Raw genomic sequence first — 20,889 nt, forward strand, 5'->3', positions numbered from 1 at the left:
CGACTTCGCCCTGGAAGGTGGCGCAGACATCCAGCGCCAACAAAACCAAAAGCGAACGTTACCGAACCAAGGACCGCGCACGCCAGGCTCAAACCCGTGACCAGCAATTTGATTTCGACACCTACGGTGCTTACGTCCAGGCAGAGATCAAACCGTTTGAATCGCTCAAAAATCATCCCGGCGTATCGCGTCGACAAAGATCCAGGCGACTTCACCAATGAAAATGACCGGCCTAGACTACGACATCAATGACTATGGATTAATCAAACAACCCAAGCTCAGCGTAGTGTATTCCCCATGGGACGTTGCCAGCATCTACGCAAACTGGGGCCGCACGTTCCAGGTGGGTACCGGTGCTGCGGCCTACAAGATTCCACCGAGGGATACGGACCTCGCACCGTCCATCAACGAAGGTTGGGAAACGGGAATTAAGTTCACACCGGCGGACTGGGTCGACGGCCGTGTAGCCTACTGGCAACAAGAAGCGAGCGGTGAAGTCAGTCGGCGCCTAAACGACCCCAGTGGCGAGTCGGATAACGTCGGCGAAACCCGGCGCTGGGGTTATGACCTGCAGTTGAACCTACGTCCAGATGAACGCACTGATATCTGGCTGGCCTACTCCTGGCAGTATTCGAAAATACTCCAGCCAAGCTCGTCTCTGCCCAACAGTAAAGGCCAGGAAATCGACCATATCCCACATCATCTGTACAGCGCAGGTGTGAGCCACAAGGTTACCCCGGCGCTGCAGTTGACGGCATGGATGAACGGCCAGACCAACTATTACCTGGAACGTGAGAACACCAAGGGCACTTACGGCGGCTATGTCCTGATGAACCTCGGCGCTACGTACCAAGTGACTGAGGCCGTTAGCGTTGACCTGCAATTGAAAAACCTCACCAACCGTTACTACGAATATGCCTGGTACGACCCGGACGGAGCTCAAGCCTCTCTCCACTCACCAGGTGATGGGCGTGCGGTGTATACAGGCGTTAGCGTGGATTTTTGATCAAACCATCTGCCGGGGCTTGATAGGCCCCGGCAACAGCGCCAACCATAAACTGAAATCTAATGCCACTCGATCTGCTCGCTATAGCCCATATTAAGTCTTGCAATTGCGCCGATTGAAAATGAGTGGGCATTGATTCTTCATCCGACCAATTACAGTCAACCACCCAGCCATTGAAACCCTCAGCCTTTCTCAACTCGCATCTTGCACGACCATGAGATTGGTACTCTATCAAGCTGAGTAATACCAATATCTCAGTTTTAAGAGAAAGGTCCATTCTGGCTTCGAACTCCATCACTTTTTTATAAGATCTGACATAACGTCAACATGCCTGAGAGTAAAAAACGACGAGATACATAAATACATCCAACTGAGGTAGCATTTTTGCCTGAGCCAATACTGAACATTCTGGCTAACGCTACTTGTTATGGCTTTAAAAAGTAAGACAACTGAAATGCCAAATGCGGAACGACAAAACATTGACGATTTCAGCCAAAATGATCAGAATCTCAGCCAATGGTCTTTAGGGGATAATCGAATATGCTTGCTAAATCCATACAATTTATTACGTACCCTCGGATAAGCCTATTGGATTTGGCTGGCCCACTGGATGTGTTTATCGCAGCTAATCATCTTTCGCCCCCTGATCAGAAGCCGTATTCGATTTCTATTCATGCGTTAAATCCGACTAATGAAATCCTCTCAAGCTTTTCAGTTAGTGCTGAAACGTTACAGCCAGAAACGCTATCAGCGCATACCTTGATCGTGCCCGGCGGCCCGGCATACATGACTTTTGCAAGGATCCAAAGTTTTTTTCACATTTTGTAAACCATGCTGACAAGGCCACCCGCTTGGTTTCAGTGTGTACGGGGGTTTTTGCACTAGCGGCTGCCGGAAGGCTAAATGGTCGAGAAGCAACGACACATTGGTCTTCATATGATGAACTTGAGTATAACTTTCCCTTAATTAAAGTCAGGCGCGGCCCTATATTTATTAATGATGGACACATATGGACGTCGGCGGGTGTCACTTCTGGAATTGACTTGGCGCTGTCAATAGTTGAGGAAGACCTAGGGCATTCTGCGGCACTGGAAGTCGCACGTCATCTGATAGTATTTTTAAAGCGCCCTGGCGATCAAAATCAATTCAGCTCCTCCTTGACACTGCAATCAAAAAGCAGCCAGTTTTCAGATCTTCATGCATGGATAAACAACAATCTTAATGCTGACCTGTCGATTCCTGCGCTAGCGAACTTCATGACCATGAGCGAGAGAACATTCACACGTAAGTACAGTGAAAACACTGGGCAAACTCCAAGCAAGACGGTTGAACTGCTACGCCTAGAGGCCGCACGTCATTTACTGGCCACGTCCAACAGTCCGCTTAAAAAAGTAGCCCAAAGTTGCGGACTGGGCAATGAGTCAACTTTCATAAGAAGTTTCATAAAAAAATTCGCTGTTACTCCCAAGGAATATCGTGCTCGTTTTAACTCTCAACGATAACGAGTCGATAGCTCACTTACTCTCGCTCACCTTCCGGCCCGGATTCATTTCGCGAAAAAACGTTCGCCGATATTCAGAGGGCGACGTACCGAGATGAATGCCGAACTGTTGCCTCAGCGATAAAGGCGTTCCAAAACCTGACTCATCGGCAACACATTCGATAGACAAGTCCGTCGTTTCCAACAGTTCTTGTGCCCTGACAACGCGTTCTGCGTTCAGCCATTTTGAGACGGTACTGCCAGTCGCCTCCCTGAATCGACGAGTAAACGTGCGTCTACTCATTTTCGCCATATCCGCCAGCACGTCGAGCGACAGGTCATTGCTCAGGTTCGTTCGAGCCCATGCCAGTACGTCAGATAAATGAGTCTCGCTAGATAGTTGCGGCACAGGGCGCTCAACGTACTGCGCCTGGCCTCCCTGCCTATGTGGCGGTGTCACCAGCATCTTCGCGGTACGATTCGCCACATCTGCACCGAGTCGCTGACGTATCAGATGCAGACAACAATCGATTGCCGCCACCGTTCCTGCAGAGGTCATAATATTATCGGCACTGACATAAAGCACCTCGGGCCTGAAGCGAACCTCTGGAAAACGTCGTGCGAACTCATCACGAGCCGCCCAGTGAGTGGTTGCTTCTTTCCCATCAAGTAGCCCCGCATCTCCAAGCACAAATGCGCCTAAACATAAGCCAACGATGAGCTTGCCTTGGACATTGGCGACCTGCAAAGCGCTGACAAGCCGTGCAGATGCAGCGATTGATTGATCGCCCCACGCGGGAATGATGATTACGTCAGATACCTCCATCAGTTCCAGACCTTGAGTTACCGCAAGCCCAATGCCTTGGTCGCTATTCACCAATCCCGGTACTTCTGCGCAGTAACTGATTTGGTATTGAGGTTCACCAGGTGCTGATTGAGCCGTCCCCAGCACCATTCCCGGAACAGAAAGATGGAACAGGCTAACGCCGTTAAAAGCTAGAACAGCAACGCGTATGGATGGCATCAGGCAGCCTCGGATTAGCCCTATTTTGGCTCATATCTATCGCCCCACTGGAATTATGGACGATCGCTCAGGCATACGAATTTTCACGGAAGAAAGGGATACATCACCCTCCCCCCACATGCCTAAAAAAACTCTGACCGCTTGGCCCGATTATATCGAAATCTGTCATTCAGGCCACTGTCAGGCCCCAGAGCATTCGGCAAGAATAGAATCATCGATTTATCAACTGGACTCATCCGATGAAATTTAGAACGCTTCCTCTTGCCCTCAGCATGGCTTGCGCTGCAGCGGCCCCATCTGCATTTGCGGGCTCAGACGCCCCCAAAGCAGCGGACGCATCCCATAAAGTGGATTTACAGCAAGTTCGTAACGCAACGGTGAAAATCTCCTACGGTGGCACGACCTTCCTGATTGACCCGATGCTGGCCAAGAAGGGAACCTACCCAGGATTTGAAAATACTTACCGTAGCAACCTGCGTAATCCCCTCGTCGATCTAACCGAATCGCCCACTAAAGTGATCACAGGTGTCGACGCAGTCATCGTCACTCATACGCATCTTGACCATTGGGACGATGCCGCACAAAAAGCGCTACCTAAAGACATCCCTCTGTTCACTCAGCACGAAGAGGATGCGCAGCTGATTCGCTCCCAGGGTTTTAAAAATGTGCGTGTGCTGACGGATGAAGCTGAATTCGGTGGCGTCAAAATCACCAAAGCCGGTGGTCAGCACGGCACAGACGAAATGTATGCTGCGCCCCCGCTCGCAAAACTTCTGGGCGAAGCCATGGGCGTTGTGTTTCAAGCTCCAGGCTACAAGACACTCTACCTTGCCGGTGACACTATCTGGCGCAAAGAAGTAGACCAAACCATTGAGAAGTATCACCCCGAAGTCATCGTGCTCAACGCTGGGAAAGCGAAAGTGAATGGGTTCGAGGGTGCAATCATCATGGGTGAGGAAGACGTTCTACGCGCTTCACAGACCGCAAAAAACGCGAAAATCGTCGCGGTACACATGGATGCAGTCAATCACATGTCCCTGACACGTGAAGAGTTGCGCACCTATGTCAAGAAGCAAGGTATCGAGAGTCGCGTCGACATTCCAGAAGACGGCGCCTCACTGGAATTCTGATTCAAACCCCGCTGCGCCATGGCAGAAGACAGCTTGCTGACCAGCCGTTTCAGCCTTCAGGACAGCATCACTTTGATAAGTTGATTGGAGATCGTTCATGAAACAAGGTCTTGTAGTAGTTGATCTGCAAAACGAATACCTGCCCACTGGCAAATTGCCTTTGACCGGCATCGAAGCGGCCGTGGCGAATGCTAGTCGGGTGATCAGTCACGCGCGAAAGACAGGTATTCCAGTTTTTCACATACGGCATGAGTTCGATGACGAGGGGGCTCCATTCTTCGCCAAGGGATCTACCGGAGCAGAAACTCAGGCTGCTGTCGCCTCTGATGCTCAAGAACCCGTGATTGTAAAAAGACACATCAACGCATTCAGAGAGACTGATCTCAAGCAGCAGTTGGATACCTTCGATGTCCAAGAAATCGTCGTCATAGGTGCAATGAGTCACATGTGCATCGACGCGGTTGTACGTGCTGCAGCAGACATGGGCTATCCAGTAACCGTACTGCATGACGCTTGCGCCACCCTGGATCTTACCTTTGGCGGCGTGACCGTGCCCGCAGCTCACACGCATGCGACGATGATGGCAGCGTTTGAGTTCGGCTACGCCACCGTTAAATCGGTGGACGAGTACCTCTCGGCATAAGCTCATGAGACTCTGTTTGTGCTTCGTCTGAATGTTCGGGCGATTAGACGCATCGCCACGCAGAGGGTGTAATAACGCACCGAGATTGAGCCGAACAAGCGCCCCGACTGCTTCGGGGCGCTTGTTTTTATAGCACCAGCCAACTCCTGAAAGGTCCTCGCCAATCCGGATCGTTTGATCCTCCTGCACCAGTTATGGCTGCGCGAGTGCAAGCATGCCTAGCATCAGCAACCCTGCTGCCCTAATAGGGCTCCAAACCCCGTATCAACAGTCTTGCGCGGAACAACCCCATGACAATTGACTGGATTCACTTCACACCTTGGTCATCGCTTGCCGGCGGCGCTTTGATTGGTCTGGCAGCCGGCCTGTGGGCGGTCGCCAATGGGCGGATCGCAGGCATCAGCGGTCTGATTGGCAGCCTTCTGCAACGTCATAGCGAAGGAAAGAGTGAGAAGGCATTGTTTCTTTTTGGCCTGCTCGTCGCGCCACTGCTATGGGGGCTGTTTGTCACGTTGCCACGAATCGAATTCCAAGGGGGTGGGTTCGAACTGATCGTCGCCGGCGTATTGGTCGGGATGGGCACAAGGTATGGTTCAGGATGTACGAGTGGACATGGGATCTGCGGTATATCGCGCCTTTCGCCACGCTCAATGGTTGCCACTGCGTGTTTCATGCTCAGCGGCTTCATGACGGTGTACGTCCTGCGTCATGTGCTGGAGGGATGAACATGATCAAAGTATCTTCCTTCATCGCTGGCCTGCTGTTCGGCGTTGGCCTGCTTTTGGCGGACATGGTCAACCCAGGAAAAGTAATGGCATTCCTGGATTTGTCTGGCGCCTGGGACCCTTCTCTGGGGCTAGTCATGGTAGGCGCGATTGCCGTCGCCATAGGCCCGTTTACCTGGGCACGCCAACAATCCCGTTCGTTGCTGGGAAGAACAATACAATTACCAACCCAACGTAAGTTGGACCCGCGCTTGATTGGCGGCAACCTGCTGTTTGGCGCGGGCTGGGGATTAGCAGGCATTTGCCCTGGCCCTGCGATGGTCATACTTCTGGCAGGCCACTGGCAAGCAATCGTGTTCATGTTGGCGATGCTGGCCGGAATGTTGTTGTTTGCCGCACTGGAGGCTAAGCCTATCCATTGATCGAGATATCGGCATGAAAACCACTCTCGGAGCAACTGACTGAATCAACCCAGATTTGGGGGCCAGTAGCGCCACCCACCCGACTCACCTGAAGACCTGCCCGGCGGCTACAGATGAACCCCGGGCAGGCGTGTGACGCGGTTAAGGCAGGAAGCTGCTGTCAGCTATTGCGCCTGCAGCAGCATCAGGTAGCCCCCGACCAGCAAGCACCAACTCAGTAGCGGATTGGTCAACCAGCTCGCCCAATGCGACGTGACGTTGAAACCTACGCCGTGCACAAACCCCGTGCAAATCCCCAGCATCACCAGCATAAGCAGGCCATGGCTGTAACGCCCATCGGGCCCGACCATAGAGCCCGGATGAATCAGCAGTAACAGCCCCATCGGCGCCGCCAGCGCCAAGGACACAGCCCGGCACGCGCCATGCTGTGTCCATCGGTTCAGGTCAGGCATCGGCCTCGGGCTCCGCGTCCAGGTCCAGATAGTTTTCCAACCACAAAGCATTGATGATGCCCACGCTGCAGGCCAGCAACACACCGAGAATCCAAGCGAAATACCACATAACAATCGTCTCATCTGCGGCTCAATAAAGGCCATGTTCATTGGCTTTGATGTGATCAGCGTTGAGGGTGCCCCACATTTTGAAGTAACCCCACAGCGTGTAGCAGAGGATCAACGGCACAAAAATGCTCGCTGCCACCAACATGATGTCCAGTGTTTTTTGACTCGACACCGCGTCCCATACCGTCAGGCTCGAAGCTAGGTCCAGGCTGGATGGGAGGATAAACGGGAACAGGGCGAAACCGGCGGTGCACAGGGTGCCGACGATCACCAGGCTGGAGCCGAGAAAGGCAAGCCCGGAACGACGCGCCGCCGCGGCAACAAAGGCTAACGCAGCGCCCAGCAAGGCAATAACAGGCGCCAGTTGAGTCAACGGATAAAGCGAATAATTGACCAACCAACCGTGATTGTTCTGTTCGACGGTTTTCCCCAGGGGATTGAGAATTGCTCCCGGATCAAACGCTGAGCGAATGGCAAACCCCTCGATATTGCCAACAGCTAGCCAGATGCCGGCCGCGATAAAGCTCGCCACATACACCAGCAACAGCCATTGCACGGCCCGTCGGGCGCGCTGGGCCAAGGCCTGCTCGGTGCGCATCATTAACCAAGTACCGCCATGCAGGCACAACATGCTCAGGCTGACCACCCCACAGAGCAGCGCAAAGGGGCTAAGTAAATGCCAGAAGTTGCCTTGGAACGTTAAACGCAAGTCGCCATCGAAGTGAAACGGTACGCCCAGAAACAGGTTGCCAAACGCCACGCCGAACACCAGCGAAGGCACGATCGCCCCCGTACACAGGGCCCAGTCCCAACTGGTGCGCCAGCGAGGGTTTTGTAACTTGCTGCGGTAATCGAATCCCACAGGTCGTACGAAAAGAGCGAACAACACCAACAGCAGCGCCCAGTAAAAACCCGAAAATGCGGTGGCGTACACCATGGGCCAAGCGGCGAACAACGCCCCGCCCGCCGTGACGAACCACACCTGGTTGCCATCCCAATGCGGTGCAATGGTATTGATGACTACGCGCCGCTCGTCGTCGCTCCTGCCCACGTAGGGCATGAGTGCGGCAGCGCCCAGATCAAAACCGTCAGTGAGGGCAAAGCCGATCAGCAGCACGCCGATCAGTACCCACCAGATTAGCTTCAGTGTTTCGTAATCAAACATGCTCATTTCCTCAAGCGCGGGCCGGCTGTGGGATCAGCGTCTGTTCAAAGTGGTAGCGCCCCGTATGCAAACTACTTGGGCCAAGCCGAGCAAACTTGATCATCAGGTACATTTCGATAACCAGCAGCACGCTGTAGAACGCCACCAGCGCCAGCAGCGAGCCCCAGACATCCGAACTGGACACGCTGGAGGCGGACAAATGGGTCGGCAGCACTTCGGCAATCGACCAGGGTTGCCGACCGTGCTCAGCCACAAACCAGCCAGTCTGAGTCGCCACCCATGGCAGCGGCAGACTCCACAGGGCCCACTTCAGCAACCAGGGTTTGCGCTCTTCGTTTTTGCGCGCCGAGGCCCAGAACGCGCAGACAAACAGGCCCAGCATCAGTACGCCAGAGAGAACCATCAGGCGAAAACTCCAGAACAGGCTGAACACATTGGGGATGGTGTCCTGCGCTGCCTGCCGAATCTGTTCAGCATTGGCATCCACCACACGGGTGGTGTATTTCTTCAGCAGCAGGCCGTAACCCAGGTCCTGCTTGACCGCATCAAACGCAGCCAAGGTGGCTGCTGACTTGTCGCCACCACGAACTTGTTCCAACAATCCGTAAGCGATCATGCCGTTACGAATCCGCACCTCGTGCTGCTCCAATAAATCGCTGATACCAGTGACCTGTTTGTCCAGCGAGCGGGTAGCAATCAGCCCCAACAGATACGGCACTTTTACCGCGTAGTCTGTTTGCATGGTCTCGCGGTTGGGTAGCCCGAACAGGGTGAACGCTGCCGGTGCAGGTTCGGTGTGCCATTCGGCTTCAATGGCCGCCAGCTTGGTTTTTTGCACATCACCGATCTCGTAACCAGACTCATCGCCGAGCACTATCACCGATGCGATGGCGGCCAGGCCAAACGCCGATGCCACAGCAAATGAACGCCTGGCAAAACCCTGATCGCGTTTTTTCAGCAGATAGAAGCTAGAGATGGCCAATACGAACACAGCGCCGGTGACATAACCCGAAGCCACGGTGTGTACAAACTTAACCTGGGCCACCGGATTGAACAGCAGTGCGCTGAAACTCACCAACTCCATGCGCATGGTCTCAATGTTGAATTCAGCCCCCACTGGGTTTTGCATCCAACCGTTGGCAATCAGAATCCACAACGCCGATAGATTTGAGCCCAGCGCCACCAACCAAGTGACCGCCAGGTGTTGACGTCGCGACAGCCGATCCCAGCCGAAGAAAAACAAGCCGATAAACGTCGATTCGAGAAAGAACGCCATCAAGCCCTCAATAGCGAGTGGCGCTCCGAAGATATCCCCGACGTAATGTGAGTAATACGCCCAGTTAGTGCCGAACTGAAACTCCATAGTCAGGCCAGTGGTCACACCGAGGGCAAAGTTGATACCAAACAACTTGCCCCAGAACTTAACCATGTCTTTGTAGACTTCTTTTCCGGTCATTACATAGACCGACTCCATAATCGCCAGGATTACTGACAACCCCAGTGTCAGCGGCACAAATAGAAAGTGATAGAGCGCGGTCATTGCAAATTGCAAGCGCGATAGATCAACAACGCTTTCCGAGATCATCTCGGCTCTCCTTCAGATGGTTTTTCACCAGAGCCCAACACATGCTCAACGATGGGTTGGGTATCGAGGGCTGGAAGCGTGGGCTGGGCAAACCAGGTGAACTTGATGAGTAAAATTACGAACAGCTTGATCACCAAGATGACGGTGATTTCCTTGCTCAGTGAATCCTTGAGCATCATGTATCCCCTGTCTGCTGTACCCAACCACCTGCCCCTGTGATGCGCACAAGGCAAGCCGGTCATTTCATACGAGCCAGGGTGAACCCTGGAGTGATGACCTGATTTTTTAGATAAAAAAAGGCCCCCTGGGCAGAGGGCCGAGCAACCAGAACGTGCACTGGTTTAATTGCGAAGCCTCGAGCTACCGTGGAAGTGTCTGCCTCCGCTCAAAGCCCGCACACTTTATGTGGGCAGCCTATAGGCAACAACTGCGACAATCGGACGCGCGAACTTCTCGTTTTGCTCCGATCCACGCGCCTGGTGGCGCTTGTGAAATGCCCTGATCAGACGTGGTGTTTTGTCGCAGATCACCAGAGCTAACGAACGGATTCCCAGGGCAAGTCCTGTCACGGAATCGGCAACCACCGGCGAAACCCAACACCACCTTTTCCGGTTAAAGGGCACCAGGCAAAGTCCCAAGGTACTGGTGGAAGCTCCTCCAGATCAGGTTCGTACGCAGTCACAAGGCGCGGCGCCAACTTCCAATCGAACACCCTCTCAGGCGAGTCTTGCCAGGCCAGTACCAATCCTCGTGCCTGGCTGTCATCGCTGTTGACCCAGCGTGCCGCGGCAGCACTCATAAAGGCCTCGATATGTTCCTCATTAATCCGCGCCTGATACTTGGAACCCAGCAGCCAGCGACACACGCTCAAGTAATAGGTCCAGTTCAGCGGTGGGTGATTGCGATAGGCCCAGGTCATGAAACCGCGAAATATGTTCAGACCGTCGGGCGGATCGAGCTTGAGTAAGCCCGGGCACACATCGAACAAAGTGTGCCAGTAAGGCAGCAGCCTGGTATCGAGGTGCACGAAGCTGCGCGCGTTGCCGGGGTAATCCGGAAACGGCAGTAAAAGCTCGCCCTGGGTGCGTAGCCGCGAAGATTTGCTGACCAATCGAGACGCACCGGATGGAACGGCTAGCACACGCATAGCGACCTCCAGCTTATCGGTGTCGCTGTACGTGTCGAATAGCGTTTTAACTCATCAGGCACTGCAAAACCTGGCAGTAACAGGCGATTCAGGCTTTCACATACATGAGCCATTTTTGTACTTCTCCAATGTCACCTTTAACCGTGGAGCCCCCGTAACGCATTGACGAGCCTGCGTTACCACAGGCAAGAGAGGGCTTAGATAAACGCGGTCATACGCACGGTGCAGGAGAGGCTCTAGGGTTGATCGACGGCCAGCGGCTTCGGGGCGATAGCCAGCGCAAGGGTACGGTCGGCCGCAACAGGGCCGCCGCGAAAAATTCGGGCATCGCGAGCGCTTGCGCCGGAATCGGTACCGCTCCGACGGACTGGGAGCAGCAGCAATGGGATTGATCCGTCTTGGCGGAGAGCGATGGCTCGTTTTTGTCCAACGTGAGCGCGACTTGCTGCACACCACCCGACGAGCAAAAGCTGCCCGTCAGCAACTGCTCCAGGCTCAGAGTGCCAAAGGCACTGGCCATCGGCAGTGCCATGAGTTTGAGCACAATCGCCAAGAACGCTGCGACCCAGGCATTCTGATGGCTGGCGCGACTCATTGCACCCCGGCGCATCAGGCCAGCCCGCTCAGATAACACACTGCGCCGAGGCGCACTGTCAGCAGGCAACACAAAAAAGGCATACAACAACGCTCTGAATAATCACTATTGAATAGCGCCTGCCCGCTCACACCTGCCTAGCAAGAGCAAAAAACGGGCGACAGCAAACCAGCGGTGTCCAGCTAAATGCAGCTAGCCGCTTACACAGGTCAGATCAGAGGTGACGCACGAGGGTTGGCAGAAGGCCAGGAATAGCGAGGGGGGGCTTTGCAGCGTTGTTCGCGGTCAGGCCGGCGTACTTGGCCAATGCGCAGTAACCAGCCAAGACAAAACAGCAAGGCAATGCTCAAGGTCACGGCCGAGCAGATCGGACAGGAAAAACTACCTGACCAACCACTAATGGATAGGTCGGTGAAATCCGTTTTCGATGCCGGCGCAGGACTGCCCAGGGACGAGCAGAACTGCCCGCCTACACCATTGAGCTCCAGGCCCATCATCTGTCCATGAGCCAAACCGCAGGCGAACACATTGAACAGGACGCAAAAATATAACGTCCATGCAATGAGCGAGCGGTCTGAGCGGGTCAGTTTCATGGCGGCGACTCTAACACCGAACAGCAAGTAGATTGAAGCGCGATCGGGTCGCGTAAACAACTACACCAAGCACCGGCCAGCAGGGTCGTCGCCCTATCAGGGGAATCCATCCTGCGACAACCTGCCACATCTCGACACCAGAGCCAACGCTCGTGAGCGGCACATCGCAGGTGTGCCCGAATGTCGCAGGTTATTAAGAATAAATAGCGTCGTTAGACTTACCGCCCCTCCTGCGGCCCGGTCTTAAGCAATGCTCAAAAGGCACGTTTGGCACACTTCTCCAACAGCACCGCCAACCACTCAAAAAATCTGGCGTGCCTCCAGTCATGGCCTGCTGGCGTGTGCATTGCTGATCGCCGCAAGCGGTTGCCAGCCGTCAGAGGAGTTCGCCACCCTGGAGCCTGGTGAAAAGCTCTCTGGCGGCTCGACCAGTGTTGCCAAGACAGACAGCAATGCGTTTTCCATGCCCTCTGCCAACCTGTCGCCCCTTAGACGGATGGATTTTTTTGTCGGTAACGGCTTTTTCCGTAATCCCTGGAAGGTTGCATCCACTCAACAGAACGCACGTGACGGCCTGGGGCCGCAGTTCAATACCGACACCTGTCAAAGCTGCCATATCAAGGATGGCCGCGGCCACCCACCGACCGGTGCCAGCGGCCCCGCGGTATCGATGTTGGTCCGGCTCTCGATCAAGCCCCGCGCCACGGACGCCCCCCAGTTGCAGCGCGGTGGCGTGGTGCCAGAGCCCACTTACGGCGGGCAACTGCAAGATGCGGCGATAGCGGGCCATCTGCCTGAGGGCAGCATCCGGGTTGAATACACCGAGATCCCCATGGTTTTTTCCGACCGCAGCCCGATCAGCCTGCGTAAGCCACACCTGCACATCGACTCGCTCGGCTATGGCCCGATGCATCCAGAGACCCAATTCTCAGCCCGCATCGCCCCACCGATGATCGGCCTGGGCTTGCTGGAGGCCATTAGCGACGACGACATCCGCGCCAATGCAGTGCAGCAAGCCGAAAGCTCCCGACGCGTCAGCGGCAAGGTCAACCTGGTATGGGATGACGTCCAAGGTAAAACCGTCATCGGGCGCTTTGGCTGGAAGGCCGGCCAACCCAACCTCAACCAGCAGAATGCCCACGCCTTTGCCGGCGACATGGGGCTGACCAGCGGTGTTTTAACCCAGGACGACTGCACGAAGAATCAGGTAGCCTGCCAGCAAGCCCCGAACGGTGGCACCCCGGAGGTCAGCGACAGCATCTTGGCCAGCATCCTCTTCTATACACGTAACCTCGCGGTGCCGATGCGCCGTGACGTCGATACGCCGCAAACCCTGAGAGGCAAAGCCCTGTTCCACCAAGCCGGGTGTGCGACCTGCCACGTGCCCTCCTATGTCACCGCAGAGGCGGCAGAACCTGAGTTGAGCCAACAGAAAATCTACCCGTACACCGACCTGTTATTGCACGACATGGGCGATGAGTTGGGCGACGGACGTGGCGAATACCTGGCTGACGGCAATGAGTGGCGCACGCCGCCCTTATGGGGCATCGGCCTGACGCAACAAGTCAGCGGGCATACCTTGTACCTGCATGACGGGCGCGCGCGAAATCTGATGGAAGCCATCATCTGGCATGGCGGGGAAGCAAGAGGCTCGCGTAACGCCGTACTGCAGTTTGACCAAGCGCAACGCGAAGCATTGATCAGTTTCTTGAACTCTTTGTAGAAAGGATGCCCCTATGAAATCGGTATTTTCACGGCGCGCAGTACTTGGCAGCCTGAGCGTGCTTGGCCTGGGCCTGCTGACGGGATGTGACAGCAACAAGCCGTCCTTCAAATACGCAAAGGATCTGAGCAACACGATCATGGGGCGCTCTTTCAAGCTCAAGGATCCACAAGGTGAAACACGGATGCTCACCAGCTATAGAGGCGTGGTGCCGATGATCTTCTTCGGTTTCACCCAGTGCCCTGCTGTCTGCCCTACCGCCTTGGCCAGGGCAGTACAAATCAAGAAGCTCATGGGCCGTGACGGTGACCGACTGCAAGTGATCTTCATCACCCTGGATCCAGAGCGGGATACGCCCAAGGTCTTGGATGCATACGTAAAAGCCTTCGACCCCAGCTTCCAGGCGCTCTATGGAACCTTGGAACAAACCGCGGCCACGGCAAAAGAGTTCGGTGTGTTTTATGAAAAAATCCCAAGTGGGGACACCTACACCCTGTCTCATACCGCCACCAGTTATGTCTATGACTCCCTGGGCAAGCTGCGCTTGAGTTTGTCCGCTTCACTGACCGCACAGGAATGTGCGGAAGATTTACTCACTGTCATGGAGGTTCGTTCATGAACCCTAATCCTGCAAAAAAAAAACCACAACCAACGCCTTAAACAGCTGCTCCTGAGCGTGTCACTGCTGACGTTAGCAGGACAGGCCACGGCGCAAACCCAGGTCAATATCAGTGAGCCCTGGGTTCGGGCAACGGTAGCCGGTCAGCAAGCGACCGGAGCGTTCATGACGCTCACTGCCACTAGCGACAGCAAGCTGATCAGCGCGACCTCGCCAGTGGCCAAGATCGTACAGATTCATGAGTCGAGCATGAAAAATGATGTGATGAGCATGCAACAAATCGAGTCGGTGGAGCTGCCGGCAGGTAAGGCGGTCAGCCTGAGCCCTCACGGTTATCATGTAATGCTGATCGACTTGGTGGCTCAGGTTAAGGAAGGCGACAAAGTACCGCTGACCCTGACCGTCGAAGACGCCAAGGGTGAAAAGCAGTCGATCCAGGTCGAGGCTCCGGCCCGAGCCTTGGGCGCCCCGGAACATCGCAATATGCATTGACGCGTTCATCGGCCGTTCTGGGAGAACACACCCGCAATGACCGCTCGCTGATGGCTTGGTTACCCTACGCCTGCATCCTGTTCAATCTATTTACGGTATTGCTCATTGGCAGATGACCGGCCGGGCCTCAACGGCATGGGCGGTCAGTTCTGCTCCGCGTCCAATGACGGAGTAGGCGCTCTCCCCGCGCGCCCTTTTTCAATTACCCCTGCATCTGGCGCCTACCTTAGGTGTCAATCCGAAGCGCCCTGAGCGAAAAGCCCAGGCAGAATCCGAATCAGCTCTTTCACCCTGAGCGGCCCTCTGACAAAACCGACCTGCCTGCCTGTTGGATCTACCAGCGCAAGGTTTCCGGTGTGTACGACTGTGTAGTCAGGCTGATCAATGTCCCCTGGCACAAATGGCAGGCCAATGTCATTGGAGGCTTGCTGCACCGCTGCAAGATTGCCGGTCATGCCAGTGAAGCTTGGATCGAAAAAGCTCACGTACTGCTGGGTACGCTCGGGTGTATCTCGGTGCGGATCGACGCTGACCATCGTTACCCCCATGAGTTTGCGCGCATCAGGCGGCAGAGCGAGATACACCTGCCGCAATTCACTGAGGGCGGTTGGGCAAATGTCTGGGCAAAAGGTGTAGCCGAAAAGTACCAATGTCCACTTTCCGGCGAAGAATTTTGAGTCGAAAGCCTGGCCATCTACCGTTGCCAATCGCACATCTGGGAGCACATGAGGTTTGGGCAGCAGCACGATACCGGCTCTCGCTAGCGCCGTCTCATCCAACGGCTCTGTCTTCACAGCCCAATAGAAAAGCCCTGCGCCCACTGCACATAAAGCGGTCACCAACATCAGCAAACGACGCATTTTCCATCTCCAGAAATTGCAATGCGAACTCGATGCGAACTCGGTAGTGAGAACGCTCTAAGTCATGCGCTCAGGGCATGTATGCTCCGGCTACGGCCTCTGACGCCCCGAGTGTCAGTGTTGGTGGCCTTCGCCATGGCTATGCTCGGGCTGGTGCTCTGTAGGGGCGTCTTTCTGTACAACGACGTCGACTTCTACCGTGCCGGCCTTTTCGAATGTCAACGTAAGAGGAAAGTGATCACCAGCTTTGGCTTGCTGTTTCAAATTCAGCAGCATCACGTGATAGCCCATTGGCTCGAATTTCACTTCACCTCCAGCAGGAATTTCTACGCTCATTACCTGCTGCATTTTCATCGCGCCACCAGCATGCACATGCTCGTGTAACTCTGCTTTGCCAGCGACACGAGTACTTGCAGAAAGCAGGCGATCAGCTTCGCTGCCCGGATTTTTGAGAACAAAATACGCAGCAGCTGTTGGTGCTACCGCTGGGAGCTCACGTGACCAAGGATGAACAATTTTAATGTCGCCGGACTGAAACTCGTGCGCATGAGCAATGTGGCCCAGCGACAGGAGCGAGAACGCCAGCAGGATTTTTTTCAGGAACATAGGGTTACCTATCAGTTAGGCAGGCGGCATGTGAAGTAGACGCCTACCGGGTTAGCTAAGTGGGCCGCGTTATCGCTCACCCAGTGTTGTCAGCTCGGGCGCGTCAGCAGCATCAGTAGCGCCACTGCACAGCCACTTCCAGGCTGCGTGGTTCACCCAGGTAGTACTGGGTGTTGGTCTGATGAATGAAACGCGCATAGGTCTCATCGGTGAGGTTGCGCAGGCGCGCGCTCAGCTCGGTATGAGCGTCAAGGTCGTGCTTGATGGAGAGTCCGTAAACGGTGTAAGACGGCACCCACATGGTGTTGGCCGTGTTGGCATAGACCGAAGAGACGTAACGCGCATCGGCCCCGACTTGCCACGTCGGTGACAAATCGTAGGTCAGCCAGAGGTTAGCGACACGGTCCGGAATGTTCACCGGGTTCTTGCCCTTGCGCGAATGCACCACCCCGCCAACGGTTTCATTGAACTCGTCGTATTCGGCGCGCACCCAGGCGAAGTTGCCGGCAGCCAGTAACTGCGGCGTTACCTTGAGCGATGCCGCCAACTCGATACCGGTAGAGGTCTGTTGACCGGCCTGCTCCGTGGTGTTCTGCAGGGTGGAAGATGGCACAGAGATGTTCTTGCGCACGATCCGATAGGCCGCAGCCGTAGCCGATCCACGCCCCTCGAGAAAGTCGAGCTTGCTGCCCACCTCGACCTGTCGACCTGTGCTCAAATCAAAGTTACCGACTTGGCCGATGCTGGCGCTGGTCAGTGTTCCGCCTGGCGGCTCGGCGGACGTGCTGTATTGGGTGTAGACGCTGACGGTATCGCTTACGTCATAGACTAATCCGGCCCGACCGGTGAAGGCGTCCCAGCGGCGATTCAGCGTATTTCGAGCCGTATGATCAACCACTTCGAAGTCGATATGGTCGTAGCGCAACGCAGTCACCAGCGCCAGGCGATCGGTCAGCCGCGTGCGGTTTTCCACAAAGGTCGACGAAGTGTCCGTCCAGGTGCTACGGCTCTTGGTACGGGGCGCATCCATACCGGGAATGTCGAGAAAGTCACCTGGATCGAAGCCATTCGGATTTACCGCAGCACCGAACTGGCTATTGATAGACAGCGGATAGATGAACTGTTTATTGCGGCTGTATTCCAAGCCGAAGGCCCAGTCACTGGCCTGACCGAACAACTCGCCTATATGCGTCAATTCCAGGCGATTACCGTTTACCTCTTGGTCATGTCGCTGGCGGTAGGCGCCAGAACGAGACACGGCAGTGTTGTCGCTGTTGTAGCGATACACCTCCAGGTTTCGATAATCGCGCTGGCCATCGTAGTGATAGTAGGTATTGCGCAGTTGGGTGGCATCATCCAGACGGTAGTTGGTGATTGAGCGCAGCCAGCGAGTACGTTGTTCGTAACGCCCATCATCAACGTTGTAATTGTTGAAGCGGTTGTGTTTATCGATATGCAGCTTGCCAGTCAGCGGTTGCAACACCGGCGCCCCCCAATACGGACTGTCTTCCTGCTCTTCCAGATACTCAATGGCGAGTGTGTGGGATAGCTGGTCGTTGACGTCGCTCAACAGCGAAAACGCGAAATTACCGGCTCCGTTCTCCTGACGACCGATGTAGCCATTGGTGTGAGTGCGGCTGTAGTCCAAGCGCGCATAGTGCCGAGGCCCATCTCCCTCGTTGAGGGCTTGATTAACGCCAATCGCAGTTTCCCAGGTGTCATAACGCGAATAGCTCACCCGCCCCTCGACACTATCCTTATCGCGGCTGGCCAGCCTGGTAATGAAGTTCAGGCTGCCGCCCACTGCCCCGCTGCCATTGAGAAAGGACGAGGGCCCGCCTAGCAGCTCGACTCGATCATAGATCCAGGCGCCGACAGGACGGGCCGCGCCGCCAGATTGCAGATTGATACCGTTGAACAGCTGGCCGATCTGCCCGCCATTAAAACCACGATAGGCGACATAACCTCCCCAGCCGGGTGGTGCAGAAGCATTCACACCAGGTAGCGCATTAGCCGCGTCCTGAAAGTTGCGCGCCCCGATGCGCTCCATTGTCTGGCGGTCGGCCACACTAACTGACGCAGGGTTCTCGCGCGCACTCAGGTTGAGGCGCGAACCGCTGTCGATGGTCTTGTCCAGACTAAGAGCGGTTGCCTCTTTGGGCTCGGCCGCAACAGCGGATATGTTAACGGCAGGCAATTTCAGGGGGGCTTCTTGCGCCCACGCAAGGGCACTGCTGCCAACGAGCAGCGTCAGAGTAGTCATGCGAAACATAGAGAACTTCCAGACTTTTTATTCGATAAATCCGCACGCTGCCTGGCATGAAAGCCAAGCTGGACGGGTGATTTCAAAGAACCGGAAGCCCGAAGGGGGATGCGCGAGGATTGGCCGTGGGCCACCGATGCTGAGTTAGTCGCGGGAATTGCAAGTTGCAAAGAGGTCGTGTCTGGGCGGCAGCAAGTAAGCCCCATAGGCAAAAAAACGCGGCCAGAATGATGGCACTGAACAGGCTAACCAGCACGCACGTGGAGTCTGTGGCAGTAATCGGTGTGACTAGGCCGGAATCGTCAAACTGAGCACCCGCGTCGAAGTTGCCACCAATGGAACAAGGCTGACCCTCAAGGCCAGCGAGTTGCAACCCGGCCATCTGACCATGACTTATGGCGCAGGTGCACGCGCTGAACAGGATGCATCCATAGAGAATCCATGCGACGAGAGAGCGTTCATTGCGTGCGATTTTCATAAGGAAAGACGTCACCACAGTGAGGTTAGACGCACAGATCAGGAGATATTTAGTCTGCGCATCTAGCCCAAATCATGAACTTCGAACATAAGAACAAGCGCCAAGGCTTTTTCAAGCCTTGGCGCCTGATAACACCGCTTTAACCCTGCCAAGGGAAATCACATGTCATGCACAAAGGTAGCACTCACCTATCGACATTCTGCACTGCGACAAATTGCCACACCAAAAAGCATTCACCCGTATTAAGTGCTGCAACAACGCTTAACTCGATGACTGCGGCAGCTTGTCGCAGGCGCCGAGGTCAAAACCTTGAGGCCACCTGATCAGTAGTAGCGAAACCGTTACGCAGAGCAAGGAATAGGCCAAACGTAAATTCATAAAAAATGGCGGAAATGATCAACGTTTTGGCATTCCTGCGAACCCAGATTATTTTATAGTTATTTTGCAGCCTAAAAAAAATGCACACCCAACGATTAAAGTCCTCATACAACTCGCAAAAGATCCCTAGTTGATCTCATGTCATATCATGAATCTAGTTAGACACTCAACACTCATTCTGCGCGAGAAATTTATCAGAGAACGTCACCATGGCCAAATTAGTACGCAGCATCATCGAGTTTGAAACTCAAATGGATGAAAGCCTACATCTTGAAATACTGTTGCTATTAAATAACATTAAAAAGAACTCTCCTCGTTGCGTTGGCTGCACGTTTAAAAAGAACCCAAGCTCCCACGAGTGGTTGATAGAGTTCGCTTGGCATGATGCGGCCTCTATGCTGGTTTATTTCTCCTCCAAGTCACTGCAGGTTCTTCTCGAACTCCTAGCATCCAGGTGTTCAAGACTATCTTTCGGAGAGGCTTCAAATACCGCCGCATTAAGCTGCGCTGCCTCGGCGTAACTGTGAAAAAGGGTCTCCGGGCAGCAACTTGCAAATAGATGCATCCTTCAACTCTTTCACCCCGTATCAATATTTGAGTACTGCCATGTGTACCTCATACAACTATCTGCGCGTTCAACGTTCAAAAAAGCCACTCAACCTACTGAAGCCGATGTTATCGGTAATCTTGTTTTTGATTATTTCAGGCTGTGCAAAAACACGAGATTACGAAGAAGCTGACCATAAATTTTCGCCCCTGGCAAAATTACCGCCCGGCCCTATCGCCCTTATCATCTCTGATTCAGCAACTGAAACGATCAAACAGCTGAGCACCTACAACAACCATTATAAAAATAGCTGGACCGCGCGTTTTTACATGGACTCTATACGCCAAGCATATGTAGAGACTTCAGATCCTGCCTTGAGTTTAAACGGCGTCACCCGGTTACTTAAAAAAACGCTTCGGCGAAGTGCGCAATTATCAATCAATTGAACAGGCTTCACGCAGCGACTCGCCACTCATTGCAAAATTAGATATGAAAACGCGGCTTATTAACAACCGCTCTTCGGAACCGGAGTCGTCTCTTTCACTGGAATTCCACACACCAGACGGGCATTACTTGGGAACTGTTGAGTCCAACATCAAACGCTCATTAACACCCTTGTGGACAAATAATAAGCGTGAACAGGAAATCATCGCCGAAATACGACAACAGGGAGAAATCCAACAACAAGCCCTTGAATTACTCGACCAGCGTTTGAGCAAAATACCCACAGAGTAGATGTAGCCCGCTGTAAAAAATCAATAGCGACCCAAGTCACTTTGCGTGGCCGCCACATTACTTACACAAAATAAAATTACCTAGATGGAGTCTTGCTTTAAATACAGCCGCGC

At 54.3% G+C, this 20,889-nt stretch carries 23 protein-coding genes and 2 pseudogenes; 12 read left to right on the top strand and 13 right to left on the bottom strand.

Annotated elements, in window-relative coordinates:
- The 3 genes and pseudogenes from M1B34_RS10030 to M1B34_RS10040 form a co-directional block, all read left to right on the top strand.
- Window positions 1-1,006, top strand: a pseudogene (locus M1B34_RS10030) (TonB-dependent receptor); the annotation flags it as partial.
- Window positions 1,007-1,866: 860 nt separating this feature from the next.
- Window positions 1,867-2,013, top strand: a pseudogene (locus tag M1B34_RS10035) (AraC family transcriptional regulator); the annotation flags it as partial.
- A 36-nt stretch (window positions 2,014-2,049) separates the two neighbouring features.
- Window positions 2,050-2,508 carry a GlxA family transcriptional regulator gene (locus tag M1B34_RS10040; protein ID WP_268265089.1) on the top strand — a complete coding sequence of 153 codons (459 nt, stop codon included), beginning with the start codon at window positions 2,050-2,052 and terminating at the stop codon, window positions 2,506-2,508.
- Window positions 2,509-2,520: 12 nt separating this feature from the next.
- Here the strand turns inward: M1B34_RS10040 and M1B34_RS10045 are convergent, their stop codons facing one another.
- The gene (locus tag M1B34_RS10045) at window positions 2,521-3,510 is read right to left on the bottom strand and encodes a GlxA family transcriptional regulator (RefSeq protein WP_268265006.1); all 990 of its coding nucleotides are present in this window, start codon (window positions 3,508-3,510) and stop codon (window positions 2,521-2,523) included.
- Between the two features lie 239 nt (window positions 3,511-3,749).
- Between M1B34_RS10045 and M1B34_RS10050 the strand changes: the two genes are divergently transcribed.
- From M1B34_RS10050 to M1B34_RS10065, 4 genes are all read left to right on the top strand, one after another.
- Window positions 3,750-4,640 (top strand): MBL fold metallo-hydrolase, encoded by an 891-nt coding sequence (locus tag M1B34_RS10050; protein ID WP_268265007.1) that lies wholly within the window; start codon window positions 3,750-3,752, stop codon window positions 4,638-4,640.
- 97 nt (window positions 4,641-4,737) lie between these two features.
- Entirely contained in the window at window positions 4,738-5,283 is a 546-nt protein-coding gene (locus tag M1B34_RS10055; RefSeq protein ID WP_268265008.1) for a cysteine hydrolase family protein, read from the top strand.
- A gap of 290 nt (window positions 5,284-5,573) precedes the next feature.
- Window positions 5,574-6,008, top strand: a complete 435-nt coding sequence (locus M1B34_RS10060; protein WP_268265009.1) for a YeeE/YedE family protein — start codon at window positions 5,574-5,576, stop codon at window positions 6,006-6,008.
- A gap of 2 nt (window positions 6,009-6,010) precedes the next feature.
- Window positions 6,011-6,430: a DUF6691 family protein gene (locus M1B34_RS10065; RefSeq protein WP_268265010.1), complete on the top strand. Its 420-nt coding sequence runs from the start codon at window positions 6,011-6,013 to the stop codon at window positions 6,428-6,430.
- 164 nt (window positions 6,431-6,594) lie between these two features.
- On the opposite strand, the gene M1B34_RS10070 is transcribed toward M1B34_RS10065, so the two are convergent.
- From M1B34_RS10070 to M1B34_RS10100, 8 genes are all read right to left on the bottom strand, one after another.
- On the bottom strand, window positions 6,595-6,882 hold the full coding sequence (locus M1B34_RS10070) for a cyd operon YbgE family protein (protein WP_268265011.1): 288 nt from the start codon (window positions 6,880-6,882) through the stop codon (window positions 6,595-6,597).
- Entirely contained in the window at window positions 6,875-6,991 is a 117-nt protein-coding gene (cydX, locus tag M1B34_RS10075; RefSeq protein ID WP_191958637.1) for a cytochrome bd-I oxidase subunit CydX, read from the bottom strand. Before cydX ends, M1B34_RS10070 begins: the two co-directional genes overlap by 8 nt.
- 21 nt (window positions 6,992-7,012) lie before the next feature.
- Window positions 7,013-8,155: a cytochrome d ubiquinol oxidase subunit II gene (gene cydB, locus M1B34_RS10080; RefSeq protein WP_268265012.1), complete on the bottom strand. Its 1,143-nt coding sequence runs from the start codon at window positions 8,153-8,155 to the stop codon at window positions 7,013-7,015.
- Window positions 8,156-8,165: 10 nt separating this feature from the next.
- Entirely contained in the window at window positions 8,166-9,740 is a 1,575-nt protein-coding gene (locus M1B34_RS10085) for a cytochrome ubiquinol oxidase subunit I (RefSeq protein WP_268265013.1), read from the bottom strand.
- Window positions 9,737-9,874 carry a hypothetical protein gene (locus M1B34_RS33835; RefSeq protein ID WP_341870547.1) on the bottom strand — a complete coding sequence of 46 codons (138 nt, stop codon included), beginning with the start codon at window positions 9,872-9,874 and terminating at the stop codon, window positions 9,737-9,739. The genes M1B34_RS10085 and M1B34_RS33835 overlap by 4 nt, the downstream gene beginning before the upstream one ends.
- Before the next feature lie 431 nt (window positions 9,875-10,305).
- Window positions 10,306-10,887: a putative natural product biosynthesis protein gene (locus tag M1B34_RS10090; protein ID WP_268265014.1), complete on the bottom strand. Its 582-nt coding sequence runs from the start codon at window positions 10,885-10,887 to the stop codon at window positions 10,306-10,308.
- 211 nt (window positions 10,888-11,098) lie between these two features.
- Window positions 11,099-11,497 carry a DUF2946 family protein gene (locus M1B34_RS10095; RefSeq protein WP_341870548.1) on the bottom strand — a complete coding sequence of 133 codons (399 nt, stop codon included), beginning with the start codon at window positions 11,495-11,497 and terminating at the stop codon, window positions 11,099-11,101.
- A gap of 194 nt (window positions 11,498-11,691) precedes the next feature.
- Window positions 11,692-12,075 carry a DUF2946 domain-containing protein gene (locus M1B34_RS10100; RefSeq protein WP_268265016.1) on the bottom strand — a complete coding sequence of 128 codons (384 nt, stop codon included), beginning with the start codon at window positions 12,073-12,075 and terminating at the stop codon, window positions 11,692-11,694.
- A gap of 307 nt (window positions 12,076-12,382) precedes the next feature.
- Here M1B34_RS10100 and M1B34_RS10105 point away from each other — a divergent pair, with 307 nt between their 5' ends.
- From M1B34_RS10105 to M1B34_RS10115, 3 genes are read left to right on the top strand one after another with little or no spacing between them, the layout of a single operon-like run.
- Entirely contained in the window at window positions 12,383-13,798 is a 1,416-nt protein-coding gene (locus M1B34_RS10105) for a di-heme oxidoreductase family protein (RefSeq protein ID WP_425273507.1), read from the top strand.
- A gap of 13 nt (window positions 13,799-13,811) precedes the next feature.
- Window positions 13,812-14,417 carry an SCO family protein gene (locus M1B34_RS10110; RefSeq protein ID WP_268265018.1) on the top strand — a complete coding sequence of 202 codons (606 nt, stop codon included), beginning with the start codon at window positions 13,812-13,814 and terminating at the stop codon, window positions 14,415-14,417.
- Between the two features lie 6 nt (window positions 14,418-14,423).
- Window positions 14,424-14,909, top strand: a complete 486-nt coding sequence (locus tag M1B34_RS10115) for a copper chaperone PCu(A)C (protein WP_268265090.1) — start codon at window positions 14,424-14,426, stop codon at window positions 14,907-14,909.
- 233 nt (window positions 14,910-15,142) lie between these two features.
- Here M1B34_RS10115 and M1B34_RS10120 read toward each other — a convergent pair whose 3' ends face one another.
- From M1B34_RS10120 to M1B34_RS10135, 4 genes are all read right to left on the bottom strand, one after another.
- On the bottom strand, window positions 15,143-15,769 hold the full coding sequence (locus M1B34_RS10120) for an SCO family protein (RefSeq protein WP_268265019.1): 627 nt from the start codon (window positions 15,767-15,769) through the stop codon (window positions 15,143-15,145).
- A 114-nt stretch (window positions 15,770-15,883) separates the two neighbouring features.
- Window positions 15,884-16,375, bottom strand: a complete 492-nt coding sequence (locus M1B34_RS10125) for a copper chaperone PCu(A)C (RefSeq protein WP_268265020.1) — start codon at window positions 16,373-16,375, stop codon at window positions 15,884-15,886.
- Between the two features lie 112 nt (window positions 16,376-16,487).
- Complete coding sequence (locus M1B34_RS10130) at window positions 16,488-18,647, bottom strand: TonB-dependent receptor (RefSeq protein WP_268265021.1); 2,160 nt, start codon at window positions 18,645-18,647, stop codon at window positions 16,488-16,490.
- 73 nt (window positions 18,648-18,720) lie between these two features.
- Window positions 18,721-19,116, bottom strand: coding sequence for a DUF2946 domain-containing protein (locus tag M1B34_RS10135; RefSeq protein ID WP_268265022.1), 396 nt, complete (start codon window positions 19,114-19,116; stop codon window positions 18,721-18,723).
- Window positions 19,117-20,100: 984 nt separating this feature from the next.
- Between M1B34_RS10135 and M1B34_RS10140 the strand changes: the two genes are divergently transcribed.
- Both M1B34_RS10140 and M1B34_RS10145 read left to right on the top strand, forming a co-directional pair.
- Window positions 20,101-20,487: a hypothetical protein gene (locus tag M1B34_RS10140; RefSeq protein ID WP_268265023.1), complete on the top strand. Its 387-nt coding sequence runs from the start codon at window positions 20,101-20,103 to the stop codon at window positions 20,485-20,487.
- Window positions 20,465-20,776 carry a hypothetical protein gene (locus M1B34_RS10145; RefSeq protein ID WP_268265024.1) on the top strand — a complete coding sequence of 104 codons (312 nt, stop codon included), beginning with the start codon at window positions 20,465-20,467 and terminating at the stop codon, window positions 20,774-20,776. Before M1B34_RS10140 ends, M1B34_RS10145 begins: the two co-directional genes overlap by 23 nt.
- Window positions 20,777-20,889 lie beyond the last annotated feature (113 nt).

It is taken from the genome of Pseudomonas morbosilactucae (assembly GCF_023241715.1).
Classification (GTDB): Bacteria; Pseudomonadota; Gammaproteobacteria; order Pseudomonadales; family Pseudomonadaceae; genus Aquipseudomonas; species Aquipseudomonas morbosilactucae.

Excerpts from the sequence above, each read along its gene's own strand:
- M1B34_RS10100 (WP_268265016.1), bottom strand. The coding sequence starts at position 12,075 with ATGAAACTGACCCGCTCAGACCGCTCGCTCATTGCATGGACGTTATAT.
- M1B34_RS10140 (WP_268265023.1), top strand. The coding sequence starts at position 20,101 with ATGTGTACCTCATACAACTATCTGCGCGTTCAACGTTCAAAAAAGCCA.
- M1B34_RS10095 (WP_341870548.1), bottom strand. The coding sequence starts at position 11,497 with ATGCGCCGGGGTGCAATGAGTCGCGCCAGCCATCAGAATGCCTGGGTC.
- M1B34_RS10130 (WP_268265021.1), bottom strand. The coding sequence starts at position 18,647 with ATGTTTCGCATGACTACTCTGACGCTGCTCGTTGGCAGCAGTGCCCTT.
- M1B34_RS10065 (WP_268265010.1), top strand. The coding sequence starts at position 6,011 with ATGATCAAAGTATCTTCCTTCATCGCTGGCCTGCTGTTCGGCGTTGGC.
- cydX (WP_191958637.1), bottom strand. The coding sequence starts at position 6,991 with ATGTGGTATTTCGCTTGGATTCTCGGTGTGTTGCTGGCCTGCAGCGTG.
- M1B34_RS10060 (WP_268265009.1), top strand. The coding sequence starts at position 5,574 with ATGACAATTGACTGGATTCACTTCACACCTTGGTCATCGCTTGCCGGC.
- M1B34_RS10125 (WP_268265020.1), bottom strand. The coding sequence starts at position 16,375 with ATGTTCCTGAAAAAAATCCTGCTGGCGTTCTCGCTCCTGTCGCTGGGC.
- M1B34_RS10090 (WP_268265014.1), bottom strand. The coding sequence starts at position 10,887 with ATGCGTGTGCTAGCCGTTCCATCCGGTGCGTCTCGATTGGTCAGCAAA.
- M1B34_RS10120 (WP_268265019.1), bottom strand. The coding sequence starts at position 15,769 with ATGCGTCGTTTGCTGATGTTGGTGACCGCTTTATGTGCAGTGGGCGCA.
- M1B34_RS10050 (WP_268265007.1), top strand. The coding sequence starts at position 3,750 with ATGAAATTTAGAACGCTTCCTCTTGCCCTCAGCATGGCTTGCGCTGCA.
- M1B34_RS10045 (WP_268265006.1), bottom strand. The coding sequence starts at position 3,510 with ATGCCATCCATACGCGTTGCTGTTCTAGCTTTTAACGGCGTTAGCCTG.
- M1B34_RS10070 (WP_268265011.1), bottom strand. The coding sequence starts at position 6,882 with ATGCCTGACCTGAACCGATGGACACAGCATGGCGCGTGCCGGGCTGTG.
- M1B34_RS10085 (WP_268265013.1), bottom strand. The coding sequence starts at position 9,740 with ATGATCTCGGAAAGCGTTGTTGATCTATCGCGCTTGCAATTTGCAATG.
- M1B34_RS10135 (WP_268265022.1), bottom strand. The coding sequence starts at position 19,116 with ATGAAAATCGCACGCAATGAACGCTCTCTCGTCGCATGGATTCTCTAT.
- M1B34_RS10110 (WP_268265018.1), top strand. The coding sequence starts at position 13,812 with ATGAAATCGGTATTTTCACGGCGCGCAGTACTTGGCAGCCTGAGCGTG.
- cydB (WP_268265012.1), bottom strand. The coding sequence starts at position 8,155 with ATGTTTGATTACGAAACACTGAAGCTAATCTGGTGGGTACTGATCGGC.
- M1B34_RS10055 (WP_268265008.1), top strand. The coding sequence starts at position 4,738 with ATGAAACAAGGTCTTGTAGTAGTTGATCTGCAAAACGAATACCTGCCC.